The sequence below is a fragment of the Georgenia sp. Z1344 genome (assembly GCF_057652375.1).
This window is the reverse complement of sequence record NZ_CM172728.1, coordinates 840,596-863,132: the sequence shown is the minus strand read 5'-3', so window position 1 is coordinate 863,132 and position 22,537 is coordinate 840,596. Positions and strand designations below refer to the sequence as shown.

The window sequence follows — 22,537 nt, the reverse complement described above, 5'->3', positions numbered from 1 at the left end:
GGACGGGCGGTCCGGGCGGTGCGCGACCCTCGGTACCCTGGTGCGCGTCGGGCGGGTGTGCTTGGTCACCGAGCCGCCGGATCCCTGGACCGGACCGACCCCGGCAGTTATCGTTTCGTGATCAACCGCTTCCGCGTGCGGGCCTGCCCGCGCCGCCGGGGCGGACCCGCGCCCGTCGCCCCCGCTGGAAGGTCCCTGTCGTCATGCCTGACTCCGCCACCTCGAGCCCCCGGCTCAGGCGACGGGACCTCCGGTCGGTCGGCACCATGACCGGCCCGACGACGACGAACCCCCAGGTCGGACCGGACACCGACGCCGCGGACCTCGGTACGCCGGCCACCGCCCCCGCTCGTGAGACCGCGGCGGAGCCGTCCGGCTCGTCGGTGCCCGCCACCCGCGTCCGTCGCCGTGACCTGCGCGCGACCTCGACGTCCGTGACGGCCCCCATGCCGACCACCGACCAGGCAGCCGGCCGGGCTCCGGAGCCGGGAGCGGACGCCGGACGCCCCGTCGTCGGCCCGGGTCGCTACCCGACGCGTCGGGAGCTGCGCGCCCGGGCGGCCGCCGCACCGGCCACCACCACCCGGTCCGCCACCACCACCCGCTCGGCCACCACCACCCGCTCGGCCGCCACCACTCCCTTGGCCGCCACCACTCCCTTGGCCGCCACCACCCCCTCGACGGCTACCACCCGCCGCGAGCGCCGTGCCGCCGCGCGTCGGCCCGCGAGCCGGCAGGGGATCGCCGGCCTCGTGCGTGCGGGTGCCCGCCACCGCCGCCCGCTCGTCCGGACCTCGGTGGTCGCGGCGGCGGCCGTCGGCGTCGTCGCCGTGGGTCTCCCGATCGTCCAGCAGTCCGCAGCGCCCGCCGAGGCCCAGCTCCAGTCCGGCCAGCCGGTCACCGCGCTGACCGCGCCGACCTACTCGGTGCTCACCGACGGCGCGGGGCAGGACACCACCGTCGCGTCGGAGCTGCGCGAGTCCGACGGCGCCGGCGCGCGGGCGACCTACGCGGCCGCCAGCCGCTCGGAGGCCCGCGACGACCTGCGCTGCTCGCCCGAGCTCGCGGCGTCCGGCGCCCGCGCCGCGCTCTCGGAGGGCTCCGGCACCGTCATGCCGATGACGGCCGACACCTACCGCCTCTCGTCCCCGTACGGCTGGCGGACCCACCCCATCTCGGGCGGCCGGAGCTTCCACCCCGGGGACGACTTCGCGGCTCCCTTCGGCACCCCGATCTACGCGGTCGCCGACGGCGTCGTCACCCACGCCGGCCCCGGCATCGAGGGCCGCTCCGGGACGCTCGTCATCATCGAGCACGAGGTCGACGGCCAGGTCTTCGAGACGTGGTCGACCCACATGTCGCCCTCCGGCGTCCACGTGACGGTGGGCGACGAGGTCTCGGCCGGCCAGCACTTCGCCGACGTCGGCTCGTGGGGCAACTCCACCGGGCCGCACCTGCACCTCGAGGTGCAAGTCGACGGCGAGACGGTCGCTCCGATCGAGTTCCTCGAGTCCCTCGGCGCGGTCGACCCGTCCCAGGCCTGCTGACCGTGGCCGGGCACCTGTTCGACGGCGTCGGACCGGTCGCGATCGCCCACCGGGGCGGGCGCCTGGAGGTCCCGGAGAACACGGCGGCCGCGGTCGCCCACGCCGCCGCCCTCGGAGTGGTGCTCGAGACCGACGCCCGGCTGACCGCCGACGGCGAGGTCGTCCTCTTCCACGACGACGACCTCGCGCGCACGACGTCCGCGACCGGACCGATCGAGGACCTCGACCTCGCCCGCGTCCAGGAGCTGAGCGTCGAGGGCGGGGGAGCGCCCGCGCGGCTCGCCGACGTCCTCGCCGCGCACCCCGACCTCCGGCTCAACATCGACGCCAAGACCGACGAGGTCGCCGCGCCGCTCGTCGAGGTCGTCGCCGCAGCCGGCGCCGCCGACCGCGTGTGCCTCGCGGCCTTCTCCGACGCGCGGCTCGCCCGCATGCGTGAGCTCCTGCCGGTCCCGGCGTCGCTCGGGCCAGGAGACGTGGCGCGTCTCGTCGTCGGGTCCGTCCTCCCGGTCGTCGGCCCGATGCTCGCGCGGCGCGTGCCCGGCCCGGACGCCGGCGTCGTGGCCGTCCAGGTTCCCGAGCGCTACCGGGGCGTCGTCCCCGTCGTCACCCGTAGGTTCGTCGCCGCCGCGCACCGGCGCGGGCTCCAGGTGCATGTGTGGACGGTCAACGAGAAGGTGGACATGGAGCGGCTGCTCGACCTCGGCGTGGACGGGATCATCACCGACCGCCCGACCCTGCTCGTCGAGGTGCTCTCCGCGCGCGGCCCCTGGCACTGACCGGTCCGGCACGCCCGAACGGGGGGGGGCGCGTGCTCACTCGTCGGGAGGACGTCCGCTCGCTCGCCGAGAAGAATCCCCGCACTCATCGCGGGTGGGCGCGAAAGTACCCCCGACTGGATTCGAACCAGCGACCTTCTGCTCCGGAGGCAGACGCTCTATCCACTGAGCTACGGGGGCATACGCCCGCAGGCGCCCGGACATCCTATCCCGCCCACGGCGTGCCACGGTCGCAGGTGAGAGTGCTCCCGACCACGTACCCTGTCCACCGGCGGCCGCACGGGCCGCGGCGGCCACGGCCGCACGAGGTCGAGCACGAGGGGCGCACGGATGGCGGCACGGACGGGGGGTCGGTCCGACACCCGACTCATCGTCACGATGATCGTCTCGACCCTCGTCCTGCTCGCGGTCATCATCGGCGGCACGCTCGTCCTCGACGGCGCACGCGGGCCGTCGATCGACGACCGTAACCTCGGCCCGCGCATCCCCACCAGCGTCGTCTACACCGACGACGGCGCGGCCACGACCTACTCCCTCACCGGCGACTGGGAGACGTGGGACGGGGCCACCACCGCAGGAGCGGTCGAGGGCTGGCAGGGGACCTACTCGTCGGGCTCCGACTCCGTCGCCTACGGGGCCGCCCGGTTCACCTCGCAGGAGGACGTCGACGCGTTCACCGAGCAGCTCACCAGCGAGCTCGAGGCCGCCGGAGCGACGGTGCGCAGCGAGGGCGAGACGAACACGGACGGCACCGGGACGCTGCGGATCCTCGACACGGCCGACCCGAACGCGCCGGTGCAGTACCTGTGGGACAACGGGCGCGGCCTCGTCTTCACGCTCGCCGGCGAGGACTGGCCCGTCTACGAGATGTACGTCGCCCACGAGCTGTAGCAGGGCTCGCACCCGGGAGGGCCGGCCCGGCGCGGAACGGCGCCCGCGCGGAACTACCCTGGGGGCGTGACCCCAGAAGCACTCGCCGACCTCATCGCCGCCCAGCTGGCGGCCCTCGCCGCCGACGGCACGATCGCGCTGCCCGCGGACGCCGTCCCCGCCACCGTCAAGGTCGAGCGACCCCGCCAGCGCGAGCACGGCGACTGGGCGACCAACGTGGCGATGCAGCTGGCGAAGAAGGCGGGCACGAACCCGCGCGAGCTCGCCACCCTGCTGGCCGAGCGCCTGGCCGGCCAGGACGGTGTCGCCGCCGCCGAGGTGGCCGGTCCCGGCTTCCTCAACATCCGGCTCGAGGCCGGCGCCGCCGGCGAGCTCGCCCGGACGATCGTCGAGTCCGGCGCAGCCTACGGGCGATCGGAGAAGAACGCGGGCCGCCGCATCAACCTCGAGTTCGTCTCGGCCAACCCGACCGGTCCCATCCACATCGGCGGCGTGCGCTGGGCCGCCGTGGGGGACTCGCTCGCCCGCGTCCTGCAGGCCACCGGCGCCGAGGTCACCCGCGAGTACTACTTCAACGACCACGGCGCGCAGATCGACCGCTTCGCCCGCTCGCTGCTCGCCCGCGCCCGCGGCGAGGAGGCACCGGAGGACGGGTACGGCGGCCAGTACATCTCCGACATCGCGGACGCGGTGACGGCCGACGCCGTGGCGGCCGGTGAGCCCGAGCCCGCGACCCTGCCCGACGCCGAGGCGCAGGAGGCCTTCCGGTCCCGAGGCGTCGAGCGCATGTTCGGCGAGATCCGCTCGGCGCTGCACGACTTCGGGGTCGACTTCGACGTCTACTTCCACGAGGACTCCCTCCACGAGTCCGGTGCCGTCGACCGGGCGATCCAGCGGCTGCGCGACGCCGGCCACATGTTCGAGGCCGACGGCGCCACCTGGCTGCGCACCACCTCCTTCGGCGACGACAAGGACCGCGTGGTCGTCAAGTCCGACGGCGAGACCGCCTACATCGCCGGCGACATCGCGTACTACCTCGACAAGCGTGAGCGCGGCTTCGACGAGGTCGTCATCATGCTCGGCGCCGACCACCACGGGTACGTCGGCCGCATGATGGCGGTCTGCGCGGCGTTCGGCGACGAGCCCGGGGTCAACCTCCAGCTGCTCATCGGCCAGATGGTCTACCTGCTGAAGAACGGCGAGCCCCTGCGGATGTCGAAGCGCGCCGGCACGGTCGTCACGCTCGAGGACCTCGTCGACGCCGTCGGCGTGGACGCCGCCCGCTACTCGCTCGCGCGCTCGTCGACCGACTCCTCGATCGACCTCGACCTCGACCTGCTCACCGAGCGGTCGAACGAGAACCCCGTCTACTACGTCCAGTACGCGCACGCCCGCACCCGCGCCGTCGCACGCAACGCGGAGGAGCACGGCGTGCGCCGGGACCTCGGCTTCGCGCCCGAGCTCCTCGACGACCCCGCCGACGCCGCGCTGCTCGGGGTGCTCGGCTCGTTCCCGCAGATCGTGGCCATGGCCGGCGACCTGCGCGAGCCGCACCGCGTGGCTCGCTACCTCGAGGACCTCGCCACCGCCTACCACCACTGGTACGGCCAGGTCCGCGTCACCCCCCGCGGCGAGGGCCCGGTCGAGGACGCGCACCACACGCGGCTGTGGCTCAACGACGCCACCACCCAGGTCATCGCCACCGGCCTCGGGCTGCTCGGCGTCAGTGCCCCGGAGCGCATGTGAGCGGGGAGGCGGCGGGGACGTCCCCGGTGGACCTGTCCGCGCTCGTCGCGCCCGAGCCCGACGGCTCGGTCGCCGGCCCGTGGTCGACCACGACCGAGCGCGACGACGCCGGCGCCCTGACCGTCGGGGGAGTGGCGATCACCGACCTCGCCGCCGAGCACGGCACCCCGGCGTACGTCCTCGACCTCGCCGACCTGCGCGGGCGGGCCGCCGCCTACGCCGACGCGTTCGACCGGCACTTCGCCACGGAGCGCGGCCTCGCGGGCGCCGACGTCTACTACGCGGGCAAGGCGCTGCTCACCGTCGGCGTGGCGCGGCTCGTGCACGCCGCCGGACTCAGGGTCGACACCTCGACCGGCGGGGAGCTCGCCACCGCGCTCGCCGCCGGCGTGCCCGGCGCGGACATCGGCCTGCACGGGAACAACAAGTCCGACGACGAGATCGCCGCGGCGATCGACGCCGGGGTCGGCCGGCTCGTCCTCGACTCGCTTGCCGAGATCGACCGGGTCGCCATGATCGCCGCCGAGCGCGGCACCTCGGTCCCCGTCATGGTCCGGGTGACCACGGGCGTGCACGCCGGCGGGCACGAGTTCATCGCCACGGCCCACGAGGACCAGAAGTTCGGCCTCTCGCTCGCCTCCGGGGCGGCCCGCGAGGCGGTCGACCGGATCCTCGCCCTCCCGGCGCTCGAGCTGATCGGCCTGCACAGCCACATCGGGAGCCAGATCCTCGACCTCGCCGGCTTCGAGGCCGCCGCCCGCGCGGTGCTCGAGCTGCGCGAGGACGTGCGCCGCGAGACCGGGCGCGTCCTGCCCGAGGTCGACCTCGGCGGCGGGTACGGCATCCGGTACACGGGTGCCGACGCGACCCCGCCCACGCCCGACGAGGTCGCCGCCACCCTCGCCCGCGTCGTCGCCGCCGAGTGCGCGCGCCTCGGCTCGCCCGTCCCGCGCGTCTCGGTCGAGCCCGGCCGCTCCGTGGTGGGCCCGGCCGGACTCACGCTCTACCGGGTCGGCATCGTCAAGGACGTCGCCCTCGACGGCGGCGCGTCCCGGCGGTACGTCGCCGTCGACGGCGGCATGTCGGACCACGTCCGCACCGCGCTCTACGAGGCCGAGTACACCGCGGCGCTCGCGGGCCGGCCCGGGGACGCCGCCCCGGTCGCGACCCGGGTGGTCGGCAAGCACTGCGAGTCCGGCGACATCGTCGTCCGCGACGTCGCGCTCCCCGGCGACGCCGGCCGGGGTGACCTCCTCGCCGTGCCGGCCACCGGCGCGTACGGGCGCTCGATGTCCAGCCAGTACAACCTCGTCCCGCGCCCGCCCGTGATCGGGGTCGAGGACGGTCGCTCCCGCGTGATGGTCCGGCGCGAGACGATCGACGACCTCCTCGCCCTCGACGCGGACCGCACGACCGGGGACTGACGGCCCGTCGCCGCTGCTCCGCTCCCGGACGGGCCACGGCCGCCGGGGCGCGCGCACCTATGCTGGCCCCCGGCCCCGCAGGCGCGGGGCGGACCAGTCGCCCGACCCGCCAAGGATGTGAGTGCCCCCGTGGCCACCCCGCCCACCGACGTCCGCGTCGCCCTGCTCGGTGCCGGCACCGTGGGCGCGCAGGTCGTGCGCCTCCTCGCCGAGCGCGCCGACGACCTCGCCGCCCGCGCCGGCGCCCCGCTCCGCCTCGTCGGCATCGCGGTGTCCGACGCCGACAAGGAGCGCGAGCCCTGGATCCCGCGCGACCTGCTGACGACCGACGCCGAGGGGCTCGTGCGCCGGGCGGACGTCGTCGTCGAGCTCATCGGGGGCATCGACCCGCCGCGCGCGCTGGTGCACGCCGCGCTCGAGGCCGGCGCCTCCGTGGTGACGGGGAACAAGGCGCTGCTCGCCGCCCACGGGCCCGAGCTGCACGACGCGGCGGCCGCCGCCGACGTCGACCTCTACTACGAGGCCGCCGTGGCCGGGGCGATCCCCATCGTCTACGCGCTGCGCGAGTCGCTCGCGGGCGACACCGTGACCGAGGTGCTCGGCATCGTCAACGGCACGACCAACTACGTGCTCGACGAGATGGTGACCAACGGCCTCGGCTTCGACGACGCCGTGGCCCAGGCGCAGGCCCTCGGCTTCGCGGAGGCCGACCCGACCGCCGACGTCGACGGGCACGACTCCGCGGCGAAGGCGGCCCTGCTGGCCTCGCTCGCGTTCCACACCCGCGTCCCGCTCGAGACCGTCCCGGTCGAGGGGATCCGGTCCATCACGGCGGAGGAGATGACCGCCGCGCAGGACCACGGCTGGGCGCTCAAGCTCCTCGCCGTCGCCCGGCGCACCGGGTCGCCCGAGGGCATCTCGGTGCGCGTGGGCCCCACGCTCGTCCCCGCCGACCACCCGCTCGCCTCGGTGCGCGGCGCGTTCAACGCGGTCGTCGTCGAGTCCGAGGCCGCGGGCCGGCTCATGTTCTACGGACAGGGCGCCGGCGGCGCGCCGACTGCCTCGGCCGTGCTCTCCGACCTCGTGGCCGCGGCCGGCCACGTGGTCGGGGGCGGCCGTGCCCCGCGGGAGTCCGCCTACGCCGACCTCGCCCCGCTGCCGCCCGAGCGGCAGAAGGTCACCGCCTGGTTCGACCTCGACATCGAGGACCGGCCGGGGATGCTCTCGATGGTCGCGGCGGTCCTCGCCCGGCACGGCATCTCGATCGAGGCGGTCCGCCAGGCCGCGCACGCCGAGCCGACCGCCTACGGTGACGAGCTCTACGACGTGTTCGACGATGCCTACGACGGCGCCTCGCCCGCCCGGGCCACCGCCGCCGACCGGGAGAGCACGACGCTCTCGATCACCACCCACCGCACGGACGAGGCCACCCTCGCCGCGTGCCTCGCCGAGCTGGCCGAGTCGGACGGTGTCCGAGCGGTCCTGCCCGTGCGCCGAGTCGAAGGAGTCTGACGTGGCCCAGCCGTGGCGCGGCATCATCACCGAGTATGCCGACCGGCTCCCGGTCGAGGGCGACACGCCCGTGAGCCTGGGCGAGGGCGGCACGCCGCTCGTCGAGGCACCCGCCCTGTCCGAGCGCACCGGTGCCCGGGTGTGGGTCAAGGTCGAGGGCGCGAACCCGACCGGGTCGTTCAAGGACCGCGGGATGACGACCGCGATGACGAAGGTCCTCGCCACGGACGCCGAGGTCGTCGTGTGCGCGTCCACCGGTAACACCTCCGCCTCGGCGGCGGCCTACGCGGTCCGCGCCGGCCTGACCTGCGCCGTGGTCCTGCCGGCCGGGAAGATCGCCGCCGGCAAGCTCGCCCAGGCGGCGGTCCACGGGGCCACGCTCCTCGCCGTCGACGGCTCGTTCGACGACTGCCTGCGCATCGTGCGGCAGATGGCGGAGGACTACCCCGTGGCACTCGTCAACTCGGTCAACCCCTTCCGCCTCCAGGGGCAGAAGACGGCCGCGTTCGAGATCGTCGACGCCCTCGGCGACGCGCCGGACATCCACGTCCTCCCCGTCGGCAACGCGGGCAACATCTCGGCCTACTGGATGGGCTACAACGAGTACGCCGGGCGGACCACCGCCGCCTCGATGGCGGGGACCACCGAGGGGCGTGCCCCGGTGTCCACCCGCGTCCCGCAGATGTGGGGCGTCCAGGCCGACGGGTCCGCCCCGTTCGTCAAGGGCGCGGTGGTCGAGCACCCCGAGACGGTCGCCACGGCGATCCGCATCGGCAACCCCGCCTCGTGGGACCTCGCCGTCGCCGCGCGGGACGACTCCGGCGGTCGCATCGACTCCGTCACGGACCACGAGATCCTCGAGGCGCAGGCGCTGCTGGCGGCCGAGGTCGGCGTGTTCTGCGAGCCGGCCTCCGCGGCCTCCGTCGCCGGCCTGCTCGCCGCCGCCCGCCGCGGCGAGGTCCCGGCCGGCGCCCGCATCGTCTGCACCGTGACCGGCAACGGCCTCAAGGACACCGAGACGGCGCTCGGCCACACCGGCCTCACCCTCACCGAGGTGCCGGGAACGGTGGAGGCGGCGGCCGAGGCGCTCGGTCTGCGCCCGTGAGCCGCGTCGTCGCCGACGCCGTCGCCGTCCGGGTCCCGGCGACCTCCGCCAACCTCGGCCCCGGGTTCGACTCGCTCGGGCTCGCGCTCGGACTCCACGACGACCTCGAGGTCCGCGCGACGACGGGAGCCGCCCGCGTGACGGTGACCGGGGAAGGGGCCGACTCCCTGCCCGAGGGGGAGGACCACCTCGTGGTCCGCGCGGTCCGGCTCGGCCTCGAGGCCGCCGGCGCCCCGCAGGTGGGCCTCGACCTGCGCGCCACCAACCGGATCCCGCACGGCCGGGGGCTCGGCTCCTCGGCCGCCGCCGTCGTCGCCGGCCTGCTCGCCGCGCGCGGGCTGCTCGACCCCGGCGCGGGCGAGGCGGGCGGCCCGCTCGACGACCCCTCGGTCCTCGCGCTGGCGACGGAGCTCGAGGGGCACCCGGACAACGCGGCGCCCGCCCTGCTCGGCGGCGCCACCGTGGCCTGGATCGACGACGACGAGGGCCCGACCGCGGTCCGCCTCGCCCTCGCCCCGGCGATCGACCCCACCGTGGTCGTCCCCGTGGACCGGCTCTCGACGACGACCGCGCGTGCCGCGCTGCCGGCGTCGGTCCCGCACGCGGACGCCGCGCGGACGGCCGGGCGCGCGGCGCTCCTCGTCCACGCCCTCGCCGGTGCGCCGGAGCGGCTGCTCGCCGCGACCGTCGACTGGCTCCACCAGGAGCACCGCCGGGCCTCGATGCCGGCGACCCTCGCGCTCGTCGACGAGCTGCGCGCCCAGGGACTGCCCGCCGTCGTCTCCGGTGCCGGCCCGTCGGTCCTCGTGCTCGCCCCGGTCGACCCGACGCCCGCGCGGCTGCTCGTGGCCCGCGGCTGGCGCGTCGTCGCCCCGGGCGTCGATCTCGTCGGCGCGCAGGTCCGCACGATCGACGCCTGACGCCTCACCGATGACGCCCGGGGCCGGTGGGGGAGATCTCCCCGCCGCCTCGGGCGCGCGGGGCGCGCCGACGGCGGCACGGCCTGTTATCATCAAGCCACCGGCACGTGCACGACAGGCGGTACGCCACGCGCGCCCCCGTGTCCCACGCAGCCGGTCAGCCTCCACGATTCCGACCGCATCCGAGCGTGTCGTGCAACAGGAGCGCAGACCTATCTCCCCGGCACCGAGCCGGGTGTGCAGCGCACCCGCTGTCAGCGGGTGCCGACCGAGGAAAGGCACCTCGTGACAGACACCATCGACGCCGCCCGACAGGGCGCGCTCACCACCCTCAAGCTCGCGGAGCTGCAGGCCATCGCGTCCCAGATGGGGCTCAAGGGCACCGCCCGCATGCGCAAGGGTGACCTCGTCGAGGCGATCCGGGCCGGTCGGTCCGGCTCGTCGACCTCGACCGACAAGCCGTCGGCCCCCGCCGACGCACGGGCCGCGGCGGCCGGCGCCCCCGAGGCACCCGCCGCCGACGACCCGAGCGCCGCCGAGACGGCTCCCGCCACCGCCGGCGGCGCCGTCGACGAGCGCCCCGAGCCCCGCCAGCGGCGCTCCCGCCGGGCCACCTCGGCCCCCGCGAGCCCGACCGCCCGCGCCGCCGACCCGGTCCCGGACCTCGGCATCGCGCTGCCCGACCGCTCCGCCCCCGCGGCGGCCGCCGAGGGCGGGTCCTCCGCCCGGGCCGCGTCGGACGGCCCCGACCAGGCCTCCGAGCGCCGGGAGAACGACCGCTCCGGCGGCTCGCAGCAGGGCCGGGACCGTAACGGTGGCCGCGGCGACGACCGCAACGGCGGCCGCGACGACCGCAACGGCTCGCAGCAGGGCCGCGACCGCAACGGCGGCAACGACCAGCAGCGCCGCGGCGACTCCGGCACGCCCGACTTCACGCTCGACGACCTCGGCGAGGCGGCCTCGCGGCGCCGGGAGAGCTCCGGCCAGCAGAATCAGCGCGGCAACGCGGGCAACGGCGGCAGCGGGAACGACTGGGACGACGACGGCGGGCCCGGCGGGCGTCGTCGTCGCAACCGGGACCGCAACCGCGACCGGCGTCGTCGTGGCCGTGGCAACCAGGACCAGGACATCGTCGTCGAGGAGACCGAGGTCTCCGCGGACGACGTGCTCCTGCCCGTGGCCGGCATCGTCGACATCCTCGACCAGTACGCGTTCGTGCGGACCTCCGGCTACCTCCCGGGCTCGAGCGACGTCTACGTCACCCTCAACCAGGTCAAGAAGTTCGGGCTGCGCCGCGGCGACGCCGTGACCGGCGCTGTGCGGCAGACCGGCGAGGACGGCAACGGCGGGCAGCACGGCGGCGGTGGCGGCCGCGGCGGGCGGAACCAGAAGCAGAAGTTCAACCCGCTCGTGCGCCTCGACACCGTCAACGGCATGACGGTGGAGAAGGCCCGGCAGCGCCCCGAGTTCGGCAAGCTGACCCCGCTCTACCCGCAGGACCAGCTGCGGCTGGAGACGACCCCGAAGGCGATCACGCCGCGGGTCATCGACCTCGTCTCGCCGATCGGCAAGGGCCAGCGCGGGCTCATCGTCTCGCCGCCCAAGGCCGGCAAGACGATCATCATGCAGCAGATCGCCAACGCGATCGCCGTCAACAACCCCGACGTGCACCTCATGGTCGTCCTCGTGGACGAGCGCCCGGAGGAGGTCACGGACATGCAGCGCCTCGTCAAGGGCGAGGTCATCGCCTCGACATTCGACCGGCCCGCCTCGGACCACACGGTGGTCGCCGAGCTCGCCATCGAGCGGGCCAAGCGGCTCGTCGAGCTCGGTCAGGACGTCGTCGTGCTCCTCGACTCGCTCACGCGGCTCTCGCGCGCCTACAACCTCGCCGCACCGGCGTCGGGTCGGATCCTCTCCGGCGGTGTCGACGCCGCGGCGCTCTACCCGCCCAAGAAGTTCTTCGGTGCCGCCCGCAACATCGAGCACGGCGGCTCGCTGACGATCCTCGCCTCCGCGCTGGTGGAGACCGGCTCGAAGATGGACGAGGTGATCTTCGAGGAGTTCAAGGGCACCGGCAACATGGAGCTGCGCCTGTCCCGCCAGCTGGCGGACAAGCGGATCTTCCCGGCGGTCGACGTCAACGCGTCGGGTACCCGCCGCGAGGAGCTGCTCATGGGCTCCGAGGAGCTGAAGATCATGTGGAAGCTGCGCCGCGTCATGGGCGCGCTCGACCTCCAGCAGGCCTCCGACCTGCTGCTGGGCAAGCTGCGCGAGACCACGTCGAACGCCGAGTTCCTCATGACCGTGCAGAAGAACACCCCCACCACGCCCTCGAACTCGGACCCCGACTACGCGATCCAGTAGTTCGGCGCGACCCACGTCACGGGCGGCCCCCCTTACCCGGGGGCGCCCGGACTGGCAGAATGTCCCGTCGGCCTCCGGTTCACGCCTCGCACCAGCGCGGCGACCCGGTACGTCGTGAGACCCCTTGGAGTAGTACATGAAGCAGGGAATCCACCCCGAGTACGTCGCCACCACGGTGACGTGCACGTGCGGGAACACCTTCGAGACGCGGTCGACCGCCACGTCCGGCTCGATCAACGTCGAGGTGTGCAGCGCGTGCCACCCGTTCTACACGGGCAAGCAGAAGATCCTCGACACCGGCGGCCGCGTGGCCCGCTTCGAGGCGCGCTACGGCAAGAAGAAGGCCACCAGCTAGCTCCCACGACGCGCCGGTGGTGGCGCCGCCCCACGGCGGCGTCACCACCGGCGCTCGTTCGTTCCCACCCACTTCTCGACGCGACCCAGGCCCACCGGGAGGCCCCATGAGCACCCCCGAGCTGGACGACGCCCTCGCACCGCTGCTCGCCGAGCACGCCGAGCTCGAGGTCGCGCTCGCGGACCCGGACGTCCACGCCGATGCCGGCCGGGCCCGCTCGCTGGCCCGCCGCTACGCCGAGCTCGGCCGCGTGTCCGCCGCCGCGGCTGCCGAGACCGCCGCTCGGGAGGACCTCGAGGCCGCGGCGGAGCTCGTCGAGCTGGCCGAGGGGGAGGACGCGGACCAGATGCGCGCCGAGCTCGGCGATCTCGGGTCCGTGCACGCCGCCGCCCTCGAGCGCCTGCGCGAGGTCCTGCTCCCGCGCGACCCGGACGACTCCCGCGACGTCATCCTCGAGATCAAGGCCGGCGAGGGCGGGGAGGAGTCCGCCCTGTTCGCCGGCGACCTGCTCCGGATGTACACGCGCTACGCCGAGCGACGCGGCTGGACCACCCAGGTCCTCTCCCTGACCGAGACCGGCCTCGGCGGGGTCAAGGACGTGGCCCTGTCCGTGCGCACCCGGGGCGACGTGGCACCCGAGGACGGTGCCTGGGCGAGCCTGAAGTACGAGGGCGGCGTCCACCGCGTCCAGCGCGTGCCCGTCACCGAGTCCGCGGGCCGCATCCATACCTCCGCCGTGGGCGTCCTCGCCCTCCCCGAGGTCGACGACCCCGGCGAGATCGAGATCGACGTCAGCGACCTGCGGATCGACGTCTACCGCTCGTCGGGGCCGGGCGGCCAGTCCGTCAACACGACCGACTCGGCCGTCCGCATCACGCACGAGCCCACCGGCATCGTCGTGTCGATGCAGGACGAGAAGTCCCAGCTCCAGAACCGCGAGGCCGCCATGCGCGTGCTGCGGGCCCGGCTGCTCGCCGAGCGCAACGCGAAGCTCGAGGCCGAGGCGGCCGACGCCCGCCGCTCCCAGGTGCGCACGGTCGACCGCTCCGAGCGGATCCGCACGTACAACTTCCCCGAGAACCGGATCGCCGACCACCGCACCGGGTTCAAGGCCTACAACCTCGACCAGGTGCTCGACGGCGAGCTCGGGCCCGTCCTCGCCTCCGCGGTCGAGGCCGACGAGGCCGCCCGCCTCGCCGACGCCGCCGGGTCGTGACCGCGCCGGCGCCCACGTGGCGCGCCGCGGTGCGGGCCGCCGCCGGGCTGCTCGCCGACGCCGGGGTGCCGAGCCCCGAGGTCGACGCCCGCCTGCTCGCCGAGCACGTCGCCGGCCGGTCCCCGCTGCTCATGGCGCCGGACCCGAGCGCGGACCAGCTCGGCGCGCTCGCGCACCTCGTCGAGCGCCGCGCCGGGCGCGAGCCGCTCCAGCACCTCACCGGCACGATGCACTTCCGCCGCCTCGAGCTCCACGCCGGTCCGGGCGCCTTCGTCGTCCGGCCCGAGACCGAGCTCGTCGCCGGCGCCGCGATCGAGGCCGCGCGAGCCGTCGCACGGAAGGGGCGCCGGCCCGTCGTCGTCGACCTGTGCACGGGCTCCGGCGCCATCGCGCTCGCCGTCGCCACCGAGGTGCCGACCGCGCAGGTCGCTGCCGTCGAGCTCTCCGCGGAGGCCCTCGCGATCGCCCGCCGCAACGTCGAGCGCCACGCGCCCGGGGTGCGGCTCGTGGCCGGCGACGCGCGCGACGCGCTCCCGGAGCTGGACGGCACGTGCGACGTCGTCGTGTCCAACCCGCCCTACGTGCCCGACGACGCCGTGCCCCGCGATCCCGAGGTCCGTGACCACGACCCGGCCCGCGCCCTGTACGGCGGGGGAGCGGACGGCCTCGACGTGCCCCGCGCGGTGCTCGCGCGGGCGGCGGCGCTGCTCGCGCCCGGCGGGGTCGTGGTCCTCGAGCACGCCGAGGAGCAGGGGGCGGCGCTGCGTGCCCACGCGGACGCGCTCGGGCTGTCCGACCCGCGCACCCACCGCGACCTCACCGGCCGGGAGCGCTTCCTCACGGCGGGGGCGCCCCTGCGCCCCGCCCGCGGCGTGGAACACTCGGCCTCGTGACCGTCTTCGACACGTCCTCCGCGCGCGAGCGCGCGGTCGGCCTCGACGCCGCCGTCTCCGCCCTCGGCCGTGGTGAGCTCGTCGTGCTGCCGACGGACACCGTGTACGGGGTCGGGGCGAACGCGTTCGACCCCGCCGCCGTCGAGGTCCTCCAGGCCGCCAAGGGCCGGGGCCGCGACAAGCCGCCGCCCGTCCTCGTCGGCGACCTCGCCGTCCTGCCCGCACTGACCACGGACCTGCCGCCCTCGGCGCACGCCCTGGCCGAGCGGTTCTGGCCCGGCGCGCTCACCCTCGTGTGCCGCGCGCAGCCGGCGCTGAGCTGGGACCTCGGGGACACCCGCGGGACCGTGGCGGTGCGGATGCCCGACCACGCCCTCGCCCGCGAGCTCCTCGGCCGGGCCGGCCCCACGGCGGTCTCCTCCGCGAACCGGACCGGCCGGCCGGCGCCGTCGACCTGCACGGACGCCCGCGAGCAGCTGGGGGAGTCCGTGGCCGTCTACCTCGACGGCGGGGCGGTCGGCGGCGGGCAGCCGTCGACGATCCTCGACCTGACGGGCGACCGGGTCCGGGTCCTCCGCCTCGGGGCGCTCTCCCTCGCCGAGCTCGCCGAGGTCGTGCCCGAGCTCGCCGAGGACGAGGCCTCCGGGCCGGACTCCCACGTGGGGGCGGACGCCTCCGGACAGGACGCCTCCGGGCCGGACGCCGGCGCGGGGCCCGACCCCTCCTCCGGGTCCGACACCGATGCGGGAGCGCCCGCCCCGGCATGAGGACCTACCTGCTCGTCGCAGCGCTGGCCGCCGTCGTCACGTACCTGCTCACGCCGGTCCTGCGCCGGCTCGCGGTCCGGATCGGCGCGCTGACGGCCGTGCGGGACCGGGACGTCCACGCGGTGCCCACGCCCCGGCTCGGCGGGCTCGCGATGCTCCTCGGCTTCGCCGCCGCGATGGTCCTCGCCTCGCGCATCCCCTACCTCGAGGCCGTGTTCGCCCAGTCCTCCCAGGCGTGGGGAGTGCTGCTCGGCGCCACCGTCATCTGCCTCATCGGCGTGGCCGACGACGTGTGGGACCTCGACTGGCTGACCAAGCTCGCGGGGCAGTTCCTCGCGGCCGGTCTCATGGCCTGGCAGGGCGTCCAGCTCATCACCTTCCCGATCTTCGGCCTCACCATCGGGTCCTCCGCGTTCTCGCTCATCGCGACGGTGCTCATCGTCGTCGTCGTGGTCAACGCCGTGAACTTCGTCGACGGGCTCGACGGGCTGGCGGCCGGGATGATCCTCATCGGCGCCTCGTCGTTCTTCCTCTTCACCTACCTGCTGGCGCGCGACGCCTCGCCCGGGAACTACGCCAACGTGGCCTCCGCGGTCCTCGCCGCGCTCGCCGGCGTCTGCCTCGGGTTCCTCCCGCACAACCTCCACCCGGCCCGCATCTTCATGGGCGACTCGGGCGCGATGTTCCTCGGCCTCGTGCTCTCCGGGGCGGCGATCATCGTCACCGGCCAGATCGACCCCGCCGCACTCTCGACGAGCCGGGCGCTGCCCGCGTTCGTGCCGATCCTCATCCCCGTCGCCGTTCTCGCGGTCCCGCTGATCGAGATCGTCACGTCGGTCGTGCGCCGGGTCGGCGCGGGACGCTCGCCCTTCGCCGCCGACGCCTCGCACATGCACCACCGGCTGCTCCGGCTCGGGCACAGCCACCGGGCCGCCGTCGGGATCCTCCACCTGTGGACCGCGGTGGTGTCCGGCACGGCGGTCTCGCTCGCCTTCTTCCAGCTCGAGCAGGTGGCGATCGGTGCCGGCGCGGCCGTGCTCGTCGCGCTCGTGCTCACCGCGCGCCTCCTGCCCACCTACCGCAAGCCCACCTCCCGGAGCTCCCAGTGACCGACCACGCCCCCCGCGACCCCGCGACGAACGACGACGCGCACGACGTCGACGCGCACGACGTCGACACCCCCGTCGCCGCGCACGCGCCCGACGTCCCCGACGACGCCCCCGGCGCCGACGTCCCCGACACCGACGAGCCGGGGGGCCCGCGCCGGGCCGACCCCAACGACCCGGCGCTGCCGCCCGAGCTGTTCACCGGCATCCTCAAGCGCCTCAGCCTCTTCCTTCTCGTCGTCGCCGTGGGGTCGATCGGGATCGGCATCCTCGTCGGCGGCTCGCGGGGGATGTGGGGCGGCGTCATCGGGACCGGGCTCGCGGCGATCTTCGCGGTGACCACCGTGGTCGCGGTGCGCGCGGCCGCCAAGCGCCCCCTCGACCTCATGGTCATCGCGGTCATGGGGTCGTGGCTGCTCAAGACCGTGCTCGTCATCCTCGTGCTGCTCGCGGTGCGCGACGCGGAATTCTTCCACCGCGGCGTCCTGTTCGGTTCGGCCGCCGTGGCCGTCCTCGGATCGGTCCTCATCGACTCCCACGCCGTGATGACGGCACGCATCCCCTACACCCAGCCGTACTCGCGGACCGCCGACCAGGACTGACGCCTGCGCCGGCGCGCAGCGCCCCCGAACGTGACCCGTGTCGCTCCACCAGGGGCGGGATCGGGGGTGGAGGGGCCGGGGCGATGGGTTAGTCTGACTGCCGTCGGCGCGCCCCGAGGAAGCACTCGGCAGGTCGCCGCCACGCCGCCCACCAGGAACCCGGGAGACGACCTGTGCTGAATGCGTTGACGAACGCCGCCACTGCCGCGCACGTCCGCATCGTCACCGCCGAGGGGGGCGAGGGCTGGCACGCCCCCGGGCTCACGGAGTTCTTCCCGGAGCCCTTCCTCTTCGAGGGCACGCCGTTCGCCATCAACCGGATCATGCTGGTCCGTTTCATCGCGGCGATCGCGGCCGTCCTCATCATCTGGCTCGGCACGCGCAAGCTCCGGCTCGTCCCGGGCCGCGGTCAGTCGATGATGGAGCTCGTCCAGGAGTTCGTGCGCCGCAACATCGCGTTCGACTCGCTGGGGGAGCGGCTCGGCCGGAAGTACACGCCGGTGCTCACGGTCATCTTCGTGTCCGTGCTCTTCTTCAACCTCACCGGCGTCATCCCGTTCCTCAACATCGCGGGCACGTCCGTCGTCGGCCTGCCGCTCACGCTCGCGATCATCGCCTGGATCGCGTTCATGTACGCGGGCATCAAGGAGCTGGGCGCGAAGAAGTACTTCGGCGGGCAGCTCTTCCCCGCCGGCGTGCCGAAGCCGATCTACGTGATCCTCACGCCGATCGAGTTCATCTCGACCTTCCTGCTGCGGCCGGTCACCCTCACCGTGCGTCTCCTGGCGAACATGATGTCCGGGCACATCCTGCTCGTGCTCTGCTTCTCGGCCACGCACTACTTCTTCTTCCAGGCCTCGGGCGCGCTCGCGGCGATGGGTGGCGTCACGCTGATCGCCGGCCTCGCGTTCACGCTCTTCGAGATCTTCATCGGGGCGCTGCAGGCGTACATCTTCACGCTGCTCGCCGCCGTGTACATCCAGCTCTCCGTGGCCGACCACTGATCCAGGCCGCGCGCCCGGCCCCGGCCGGCACCGACCCTTTCCCGACCGATCTCCACCCACACAAGTAAGGAACCACCACATGGACGGCTCGCTCTCCGCAGTTGGTTACGGCCTCGGCACCATCGGCCCCGGCATCGGCATCGGCTACCTCGTCGGCAAGACCCAGGAGGCCACCGCTCGTCAGCCCGAGGTCGCGGGCCGCCTGATGACCAACATGTTCATCGGCGCCGCCTTCGCCGAGGCGCTCGGTCTGCTCGGCCTCATCGCGGGCCTCATCTTCTGATGCCCGCCGGCGGCAACGTCGTCGCGGAGGTGAGGGACGGCATCGACCTCCTCATCCCCGCCTGGTACGACATCATCTGGTCGCTGGTGGTCGTCGCTGTCATCGCCTTCGCGGTCGTCCGCTGGGGCGTGCCGCGTCTCACCGGCATCCTCGACGAGCGCTCCGAGAAGATCGCCGAGGGCCTGCGCAAGGCGGAGGACGCCGAGGCCATGCTCGCGAACGCCGAGGAGTCCTCGGCCAGCGAGCTCGCCGAGGCGCGCCGCGAGGCCGCCGGGATCCGCGAGCGTGCGAACGCGCGCGGCAAGGAGATCGAGGCCGAGGCGCAGCGCAAGGCGCAGGACGAGGCCGAGCGCACGACCTCCGCGGCCGAGCGTCAGATCGAGGCCGAGCGCCGCCAGGCGGCGCAGAGCCTGCGCACCGACGTCGGCTCGCTCGCCGTCGAGCTCGCCTCCCGCATCGTGGGCGAGTCCCTCGCGGACTCCGCCGCGCAGTCGCGGGTGGTCGACCGGTTCCTCGACGACCTCGAGGCCCGCAGCTCGGCCGGCGCCACGCCCGGCACCACCCGCACCACCCAGGAGGGCTGACCCTCATGCGCGCCTCCAGCTCCGTCGCACTCGGGCAGGCCCAGGGCCGGTGGGACCCGGTCGTCCGGGAGGCCCACGACGCGTTCGACCTCGCGGGGTCGATCTTCGCGGTCGCGGACCTGCTCGCCGACAACACCGCGTTGCGCCGTGCCATGACCGACCCGTCCCGCTCCGGCGAGGACCGGGCCGCGCTCGCGTCGCGCATCGTCGGCGGGGCCGTCGACGGTCGCGTGAACGACCTCGTCGCGGGGCTGGCGCGCGACCGGTGGTCCGAGGACCTCGACATCGTCGAGGCTCTCGAGATCCTCGGCCAGGACACCGTCCTCGCGGCGGCGGAGCGCGGCGACGGGCTCGACGCGCTGGGCGCGGAGCTGCTCGACGTGCGCGGCGTGATCTCCGGCTCCCCGGAGCTCGAGGTCGCCCTCGCGGAGGAGTCGCGGGACCTGGCCGGTCGCCGGGAGCTGCTCGCGCGGGTCATGGGCGACCGCGTGTCGCCGCAGGCCCTGCTCATCGCGCAGCGGGCCGTCGGCTCGCGCCACGAGCGCACCGCTCTGACGGCGCTGGCCCACGCGGCCGAGCGCGCCGCGGAGCGTCGGGCACGGAAGGTCGCCCGCGTGACGGCGGCCGTGCCCCTGACGGGCGAGCAGCGGGACCGGCTGGTCGCCGTGCTCGCCGCTGAGCACGGCAGCGACATCGCCCTGCACGTCGACATCGACCCCGCGGTCATCGGTGGTCTGCGTGTCGAGGTCGGGCACACCGTCCTCGACGGCACCGTCCGCACGCGCCTCGACGAGGCCCGCCGGCGCATCGCCGGTTGATCGACCCCACGCACGAAGACAACCGGGACCGCACGGGACCGGACAAGGTGAGGAAACTTGAGATGGCAGAGCTGACGATCCGCCCCGACGAGATCCGGGCGGCGCTGGACAGCTTCGTGAGCTCCTACGAGCCGGGGGCCGCGAGCACGGACGAGATCGGCCACGTGATCTCCGCCGCCGACGGCATCGCGACCGTCGAGGGACTCCCGGGCGCGATGGCGAACGAGCTGCTCCGCTTCGAGGACGGCACGCTCGGCCTCGCGATGAACCTCGAGGAGCGCCACATCGGCGTCGTCGTGCTCGGTGAGTTCACCGGCATCGAGGAGGGCCAGGAGGTCCACCGCACGGGCGAGGTGCTCTCCGTGCCCGTCGGCGACGGCTACCTCGGCCGCGTGGTCGACCCGCTCGGCACGCCGATCGACGGCCTCGGCGAGATCGCCGACATCCAGGGCCGCCGCGCCCTCGAGCTCCAGGCCCCGGGCGTCATGGCCCGCAAGTCGGTCCACGAGCCGCTGCAGACCGGTCTCAAGGCGATCGACGCGATGATCCCGGTGGGGCGCGGCCAGCGTCAGCTCATCATCGGCGACCGCAAGACCGGCAAGACGGCCATCGCGCTCGACACCATCCTCAACCAGAAGGCCAACTGGGAGTCGGGGGACCCGAGCAAGCAGGTCCGCTGCGTCTACGTCGCCGTCGGCCAGAAGGGTTCGACGATCGCGGCCGTCCGCAAGACGCTCGAGGACGCCGGCGCGCTGGAGTACACGACGATCGTGGCCTCGCCCGCCTCCGACCCGGCCGGTTTCAAGTACATCGCCCCGTACACCGGCTCGGCCATCGGCCAGCACTGGATGTACGACGGCAAGCACGTCCTCATCGTGTTCGACGACCTGTCGAAGCAGGCCGAGGCCTACCGCGCCGTCTCCCTCCTCCTGCGCCGCCCGCCGGGCCGCGAGGCCTACCCGGGTGACGTCTTCTACCTGCACTCCCGGCTGCTCGAGCGCTGCGCCAAGCTGAACGACGAGCTCGGCGCCGGCTCGATGACGGGCCTGCCGATCATCGAGACGAAGGGCAACGACGTCTCGGCATACATCCCGACGAACGTCATCTCGATCACCGACGGCCAGATCTTCCTCCAGTCGGACCTGTTCAACGCGAACCAGCGTCCCGCCGTCGACGTCGGCATCTCCGTCTCGCGGGTCGGTGGCGACGCCCAGATCAAGGCGATGAAGAAGGTCGCGGGCACGCTGAAGATCACGCTGGCGCAGTACCGCGCGATGGCCTCCTTCGCGATGTTCGCCTCGGACCTCGACCCGACGACGCGCCGCCAGCTCACCCGGGGTGAGCGCCTCATGGAGCTGCTCAAGCAGCAGCAGTCCTCCCCGTACCCGGTCGAGGACCAGGTCGTCTCGATCTGGGCCGGCACCAACGGCTACCTCGACGACGTCGCGGTCGCGGACGTCTCCCGCTTCGAGTCCGAGATGCTCGACCACATGCGGTCGTCCACCCAGGTGCTCCAGTCGATCGTCTCGAGCGGGAAGCTCGAGGACGAGACGGTCGACGCCATGCGCGCCGGCATCGAGGAGTTCCGCTCCGGCTTCACCACCGGGGAGGGCAAGCTCCTCGAGGAGGTCGAGGGCGAGGAGGAGTCCGAGGCCGAGGTCGCGCAGGAGCAGATCGTCAAGGCCAAGGCCTGATCCATGGCGGGACAGCAGCGCGTCTACAAGCAGAAGATCCGGGCGACCCAGACGCTCAAGAAGGTCTTCCGCGCGATGGAGCTCATCGCGGCCTCGCGGATCGGCAGGGCCCGCGACGCCGCGCTCGGGTCCGACCCCTACACCCGGGCGCTCATCCGCGCGGTGTCGGCGGTCGCCTCGCACGCGGACCTCGACCACCCGCTGATCTCGGGCCGGCAGGACACGACCGACGTCGCGGTCCTCGTGGTCACCTCCGACCGCGGCATGGCCGGGGCCTACTCGGCGACGGTGCTGCGCGAGGCCGAGCGCCTCGTCGAGGACCTCGAGGCCGAGGGCAAGACCCCGCACGTGTACGTGTTCGGCCGCCGCGGCGAGAGCTACTTCAAGTTCCGCGGCCGTCCGATCGTGCGTACGTGGACGGGCGAGTCCGACAGCCCGTCCGTCGAGGTCTCCCAGGAGATCGCGCGGGCGCTGCTCGACGCCTACCGGGCGGAGCCCGGCGAGGGCGCCGTCAGCGAGGTGCACGTCGTCTACACCCGGTTCCAGTCGATGGTCACCCAGGTGGTCCAGCGGCGCCGGGTCCTCCCGCTCGAGGTCGTCGAGGGGGTGGCGGAGCCGGAGCACAAGGCGCTCCCGCTGTACGAGTTCGAGCCGAGCCCCGAGGACGTCCTCGACCAGCTGCTGCCCATGTACGTGTCCGACCGCATCCGGGCGCAGCTGCTCATGGCTGCCGCCTCCGAGCTGGCCTCCCGCCAGCGCGCCATGCACACCGCCACCGAGAACGCGGAGGACATCATCCGCGACTACACGCGTCTGGCGAACCAGGCGCGGCAGGGTGAGATCACCCAGGAGATCTCCGAGATCGTCTCGGGCGTCGACGCCCTGAGCAACGGCTGACCGCACCGACCACCGACCTTTACGAGC

At 74.2% G+C, this 22,537-nt stretch carries 21 protein-coding genes and 1 tRNA gene; 21 read left to right on the top strand and 1 reads right to left on the bottom strand.

Annotated elements, in window-relative coordinates; all coding sequences use genetic code 11:
* The first annotated feature begins 203 nt into the window (after positions 1-203).
* Both AC24FB_RS03800 and AC24FB_RS03795 read left to right on the top strand, forming a co-directional pair.
* A complete protein-coding gene (locus AC24FB_RS03800; protein ID WP_425714546.1) occupies positions 204-1,547 on the top strand; it encodes a M23 family metallopeptidase in 1,344 nt (447 codons plus the stop codon).
* A 2-nt stretch (positions 1,548-1,549) separates the two neighbouring features.
* Positions 1,550-2,326, top strand: a complete 777-nt coding sequence (locus tag AC24FB_RS03795; RefSeq protein WP_425714545.1) for a glycerophosphodiester phosphodiesterase family protein — start codon at positions 1,550-1,552, stop codon at positions 2,324-2,326.
* Between the two features lie 107 nt (positions 2,327-2,433).
* On the opposite strand, the gene AC24FB_RS03790 is transcribed toward AC24FB_RS03795, so the two are convergent.
* Positions 2,434-2,506: transfer RNA gene (locus tag AC24FB_RS03790), tRNA-Arg, on the bottom strand.
* Between the two features lie 150 nt (positions 2,507-2,656).
* Here AC24FB_RS03790 and AC24FB_RS03785 point away from each other — a divergent pair.
* The 19 genes from AC24FB_RS03785 (at position 2,657) to AC24FB_RS03695 (ending at position 22,510) form a co-directional block, all read left to right on the top strand.
* Positions 2,657-3,217 carry a hypothetical protein gene (locus AC24FB_RS03785; protein WP_425714544.1) on the top strand — a complete coding sequence of 187 codons (561 nt, stop codon included), beginning with the start codon at positions 2,657-2,659 and terminating at the stop codon, positions 3,215-3,217.
* Positions 3,218-3,283: 66 nt separating this feature from the next.
* The gene (gene argS / locus AC24FB_RS03780) at positions 3,284-4,963 is read left to right on the top strand and encodes an arginine--tRNA ligase (RefSeq protein WP_425714543.1); all 1,680 of its coding nucleotides are present in this window, start codon (positions 3,284-3,286) and stop codon (positions 4,961-4,963) included.
* Positions 4,964-4,989: 26 nt separating this feature from the next.
* Positions 4,990-6,387 (top strand): diaminopimelate decarboxylase, encoded by a 1,398-nt coding sequence (gene lysA, locus AC24FB_RS03775; protein ID WP_425714664.1) that lies wholly within the window; start codon positions 4,990-4,992, stop codon positions 6,385-6,387.
* 117 nt (positions 6,388-6,504) lie between these two features.
* Positions 6,505-7,899 carry a homoserine dehydrogenase gene (locus tag AC24FB_RS03770; protein WP_463652774.1) on the top strand — a complete coding sequence of 465 codons (1,395 nt, stop codon included), beginning with the start codon at positions 6,505-6,507 and terminating at the stop codon, positions 7,897-7,899.
* Position 7,900: 1 nt separating this feature from the next.
* Positions 7,901-9,004: a threonine synthase gene (thrC, locus tag AC24FB_RS03765; protein WP_425714541.1), complete on the top strand. Its 1,104-nt coding sequence runs from the start codon at positions 7,901-7,903 to the stop codon at positions 9,002-9,004.
* Complete coding sequence (gene thrB / locus AC24FB_RS03760; protein WP_425714540.1) at positions 9,001-9,924, top strand: homoserine kinase; 924 nt, start codon at positions 9,001-9,003, stop codon at positions 9,922-9,924. The genes thrC and thrB overlap by 4 nt, the downstream gene beginning before the upstream one ends.
* A 285-nt stretch (positions 9,925-10,209) precedes the next feature.
* On the top strand, positions 10,210-12,291 hold the full coding sequence (gene rho, locus AC24FB_RS03755; protein WP_425714539.1) for a transcription termination factor Rho: 2,082 nt from the start codon (positions 10,210-10,212) through the stop codon (positions 12,289-12,291).
* Between the two features lie 136 nt (positions 12,292-12,427).
* The gene (rpmE, locus tag AC24FB_RS03750; RefSeq protein WP_425714538.1) at positions 12,428-12,646 is read left to right on the top strand and encodes a 50S ribosomal protein L31; all 219 of its coding nucleotides are present in this window, start codon (positions 12,428-12,430) and stop codon (positions 12,644-12,646) included.
* A gap of 106 nt (positions 12,647-12,752) precedes the next feature.
* Positions 12,753-13,862, top strand: coding sequence for a peptide chain release factor 1 (gene prfA / locus AC24FB_RS03745; RefSeq protein WP_425714537.1), 1,110 nt, complete (start codon positions 12,753-12,755; stop codon positions 13,860-13,862).
* Entirely contained in the window at positions 13,859-14,755 is an 897-nt protein-coding gene (gene prmC / locus AC24FB_RS03740; RefSeq protein WP_425714536.1) for a peptide chain release factor N(5)-glutamine methyltransferase, read from the top strand. The genes prfA and prmC overlap by 4 nt, the downstream gene beginning before the upstream one ends.
* A complete protein-coding gene (locus AC24FB_RS03735) occupies positions 14,752-15,522 on the top strand; it encodes an L-threonylcarbamoyladenylate synthase (RefSeq protein ID WP_425714535.1) in 771 nt (256 codons plus the stop codon). The genes prmC and AC24FB_RS03735 overlap by 4 nt, the downstream gene beginning before the upstream one ends.
* Positions 15,519-16,631, top strand: a complete 1,113-nt coding sequence (locus AC24FB_RS03730) for an MraY family glycosyltransferase (protein ID WP_425714534.1) — start codon at positions 15,519-15,521, stop codon at positions 16,629-16,631. Before AC24FB_RS03735 ends, AC24FB_RS03730 begins: the two co-directional genes overlap by 4 nt.
* A complete protein-coding gene (locus tag AC24FB_RS03725) occupies positions 16,628-17,230 on the top strand; it encodes a Cg1360 family ATP-synthase-associated protein (RefSeq protein WP_425714533.1) in 603 nt (200 codons plus the stop codon). The genes AC24FB_RS03730 and AC24FB_RS03725 overlap by 4 nt, the downstream gene beginning before the upstream one ends.
* A 185-nt stretch (positions 17,231-17,415) precedes the next feature.
* Positions 17,416-18,234: a F0F1 ATP synthase subunit A gene (gene atpB, locus AC24FB_RS03720; protein ID WP_425714532.1), complete on the top strand. Its 819-nt coding sequence runs from the start codon at positions 17,416-17,418 to the stop codon at positions 18,232-18,234.
* 79 nt (positions 18,235-18,313) lie between these two features.
* Positions 18,314-18,517 (top strand): ATP synthase F0 subunit C, encoded by a 204-nt coding sequence (gene atpE, locus AC24FB_RS03715; RefSeq protein ID WP_425707879.1) that lies wholly within the window; start codon positions 18,314-18,316, stop codon positions 18,515-18,517.
* Positions 18,517-19,101 carry a F0F1 ATP synthase subunit B gene (locus tag AC24FB_RS03710; protein WP_425714531.1) on the top strand — a complete coding sequence of 195 codons (585 nt, stop codon included), beginning with the start codon at positions 18,517-18,519 and terminating at the stop codon, positions 19,099-19,101. The genes atpE and AC24FB_RS03710 overlap by 1 nt, the downstream gene beginning before the upstream one ends.
* A gap of 5 nt (positions 19,102-19,106) precedes the next feature.
* Complete coding sequence (locus tag AC24FB_RS03705; RefSeq protein WP_425714530.1) at positions 19,107-19,919, top strand: F0F1 ATP synthase subunit delta; 813 nt, start codon at positions 19,107-19,109, stop codon at positions 19,917-19,919.
* A gap of 62 nt (positions 19,920-19,981) precedes the next feature.
* Positions 19,982-21,613 (top strand): F0F1 ATP synthase subunit alpha, encoded by a 1,632-nt coding sequence (gene atpA, locus AC24FB_RS03700; protein ID WP_425714529.1) that lies wholly within the window; start codon positions 19,982-19,984, stop codon positions 21,611-21,613.
* Between the two features lie 3 nt (positions 21,614-21,616).
* Positions 21,617-22,510 (top strand): F0F1 ATP synthase subunit gamma, encoded by an 894-nt coding sequence (locus AC24FB_RS03695; RefSeq protein WP_425714528.1) that lies wholly within the window; start codon positions 21,617-21,619, stop codon positions 22,508-22,510.
* Positions 22,511-22,537: the final 27 nt, after the last annotated feature.

Coding starts and splice junctions, on each gene's coding strand:
- AC24FB_RS03800 (WP_425714546.1), top strand. CDS start 204: ATGCCTGACTCCGCCACCTCGAGCCCCCGGCTCAGGCGACGGGACCTC.
- AC24FB_RS03785 (WP_425714544.1), top strand. CDS start 2,657: ATGGCGGCACGGACGGGGGGTCGGTCCGACACCCGACTCATCGTCACG.
- AC24FB_RS03730 (WP_425714534.1), top strand. CDS start 15,519: ATGAGGACCTACCTGCTCGTCGCAGCGCTGGCCGCCGTCGTCACGTAC.
- rpmE (WP_425714538.1), top strand. CDS start 12,428: ATGAAGCAGGGAATCCACCCCGAGTACGTCGCCACCACGGTGACGTGC.
- prfA (WP_425714537.1), top strand. CDS start 12,753: ATGAGCACCCCCGAGCTGGACGACGCCCTCGCACCGCTGCTCGCCGAG.
- atpA (WP_425714529.1), top strand. CDS start 19,982: ATGGCAGAGCTGACGATCCGCCCCGACGAGATCCGGGCGGCGCTGGAC.
- atpE (WP_425707879.1), top strand. CDS start 18,314: ATGGACGGCTCGCTCTCCGCAGTTGGTTACGGCCTCGGCACCATCGGC.
- AC24FB_RS03710 (WP_425714531.1), top strand. CDS start 18,517: ATGCCCGCCGGCGGCAACGTCGTCGCGGAGGTGAGGGACGGCATCGAC.
- AC24FB_RS03705 (WP_425714530.1), top strand. CDS start 19,107: ATGCGCGCCTCCAGCTCCGTCGCACTCGGGCAGGCCCAGGGCCGGTGG.
- AC24FB_RS03695 (WP_425714528.1), top strand. CDS start 21,617: ATGGCGGGACAGCAGCGCGTCTACAAGCAGAAGATCCGGGCGACCCAG.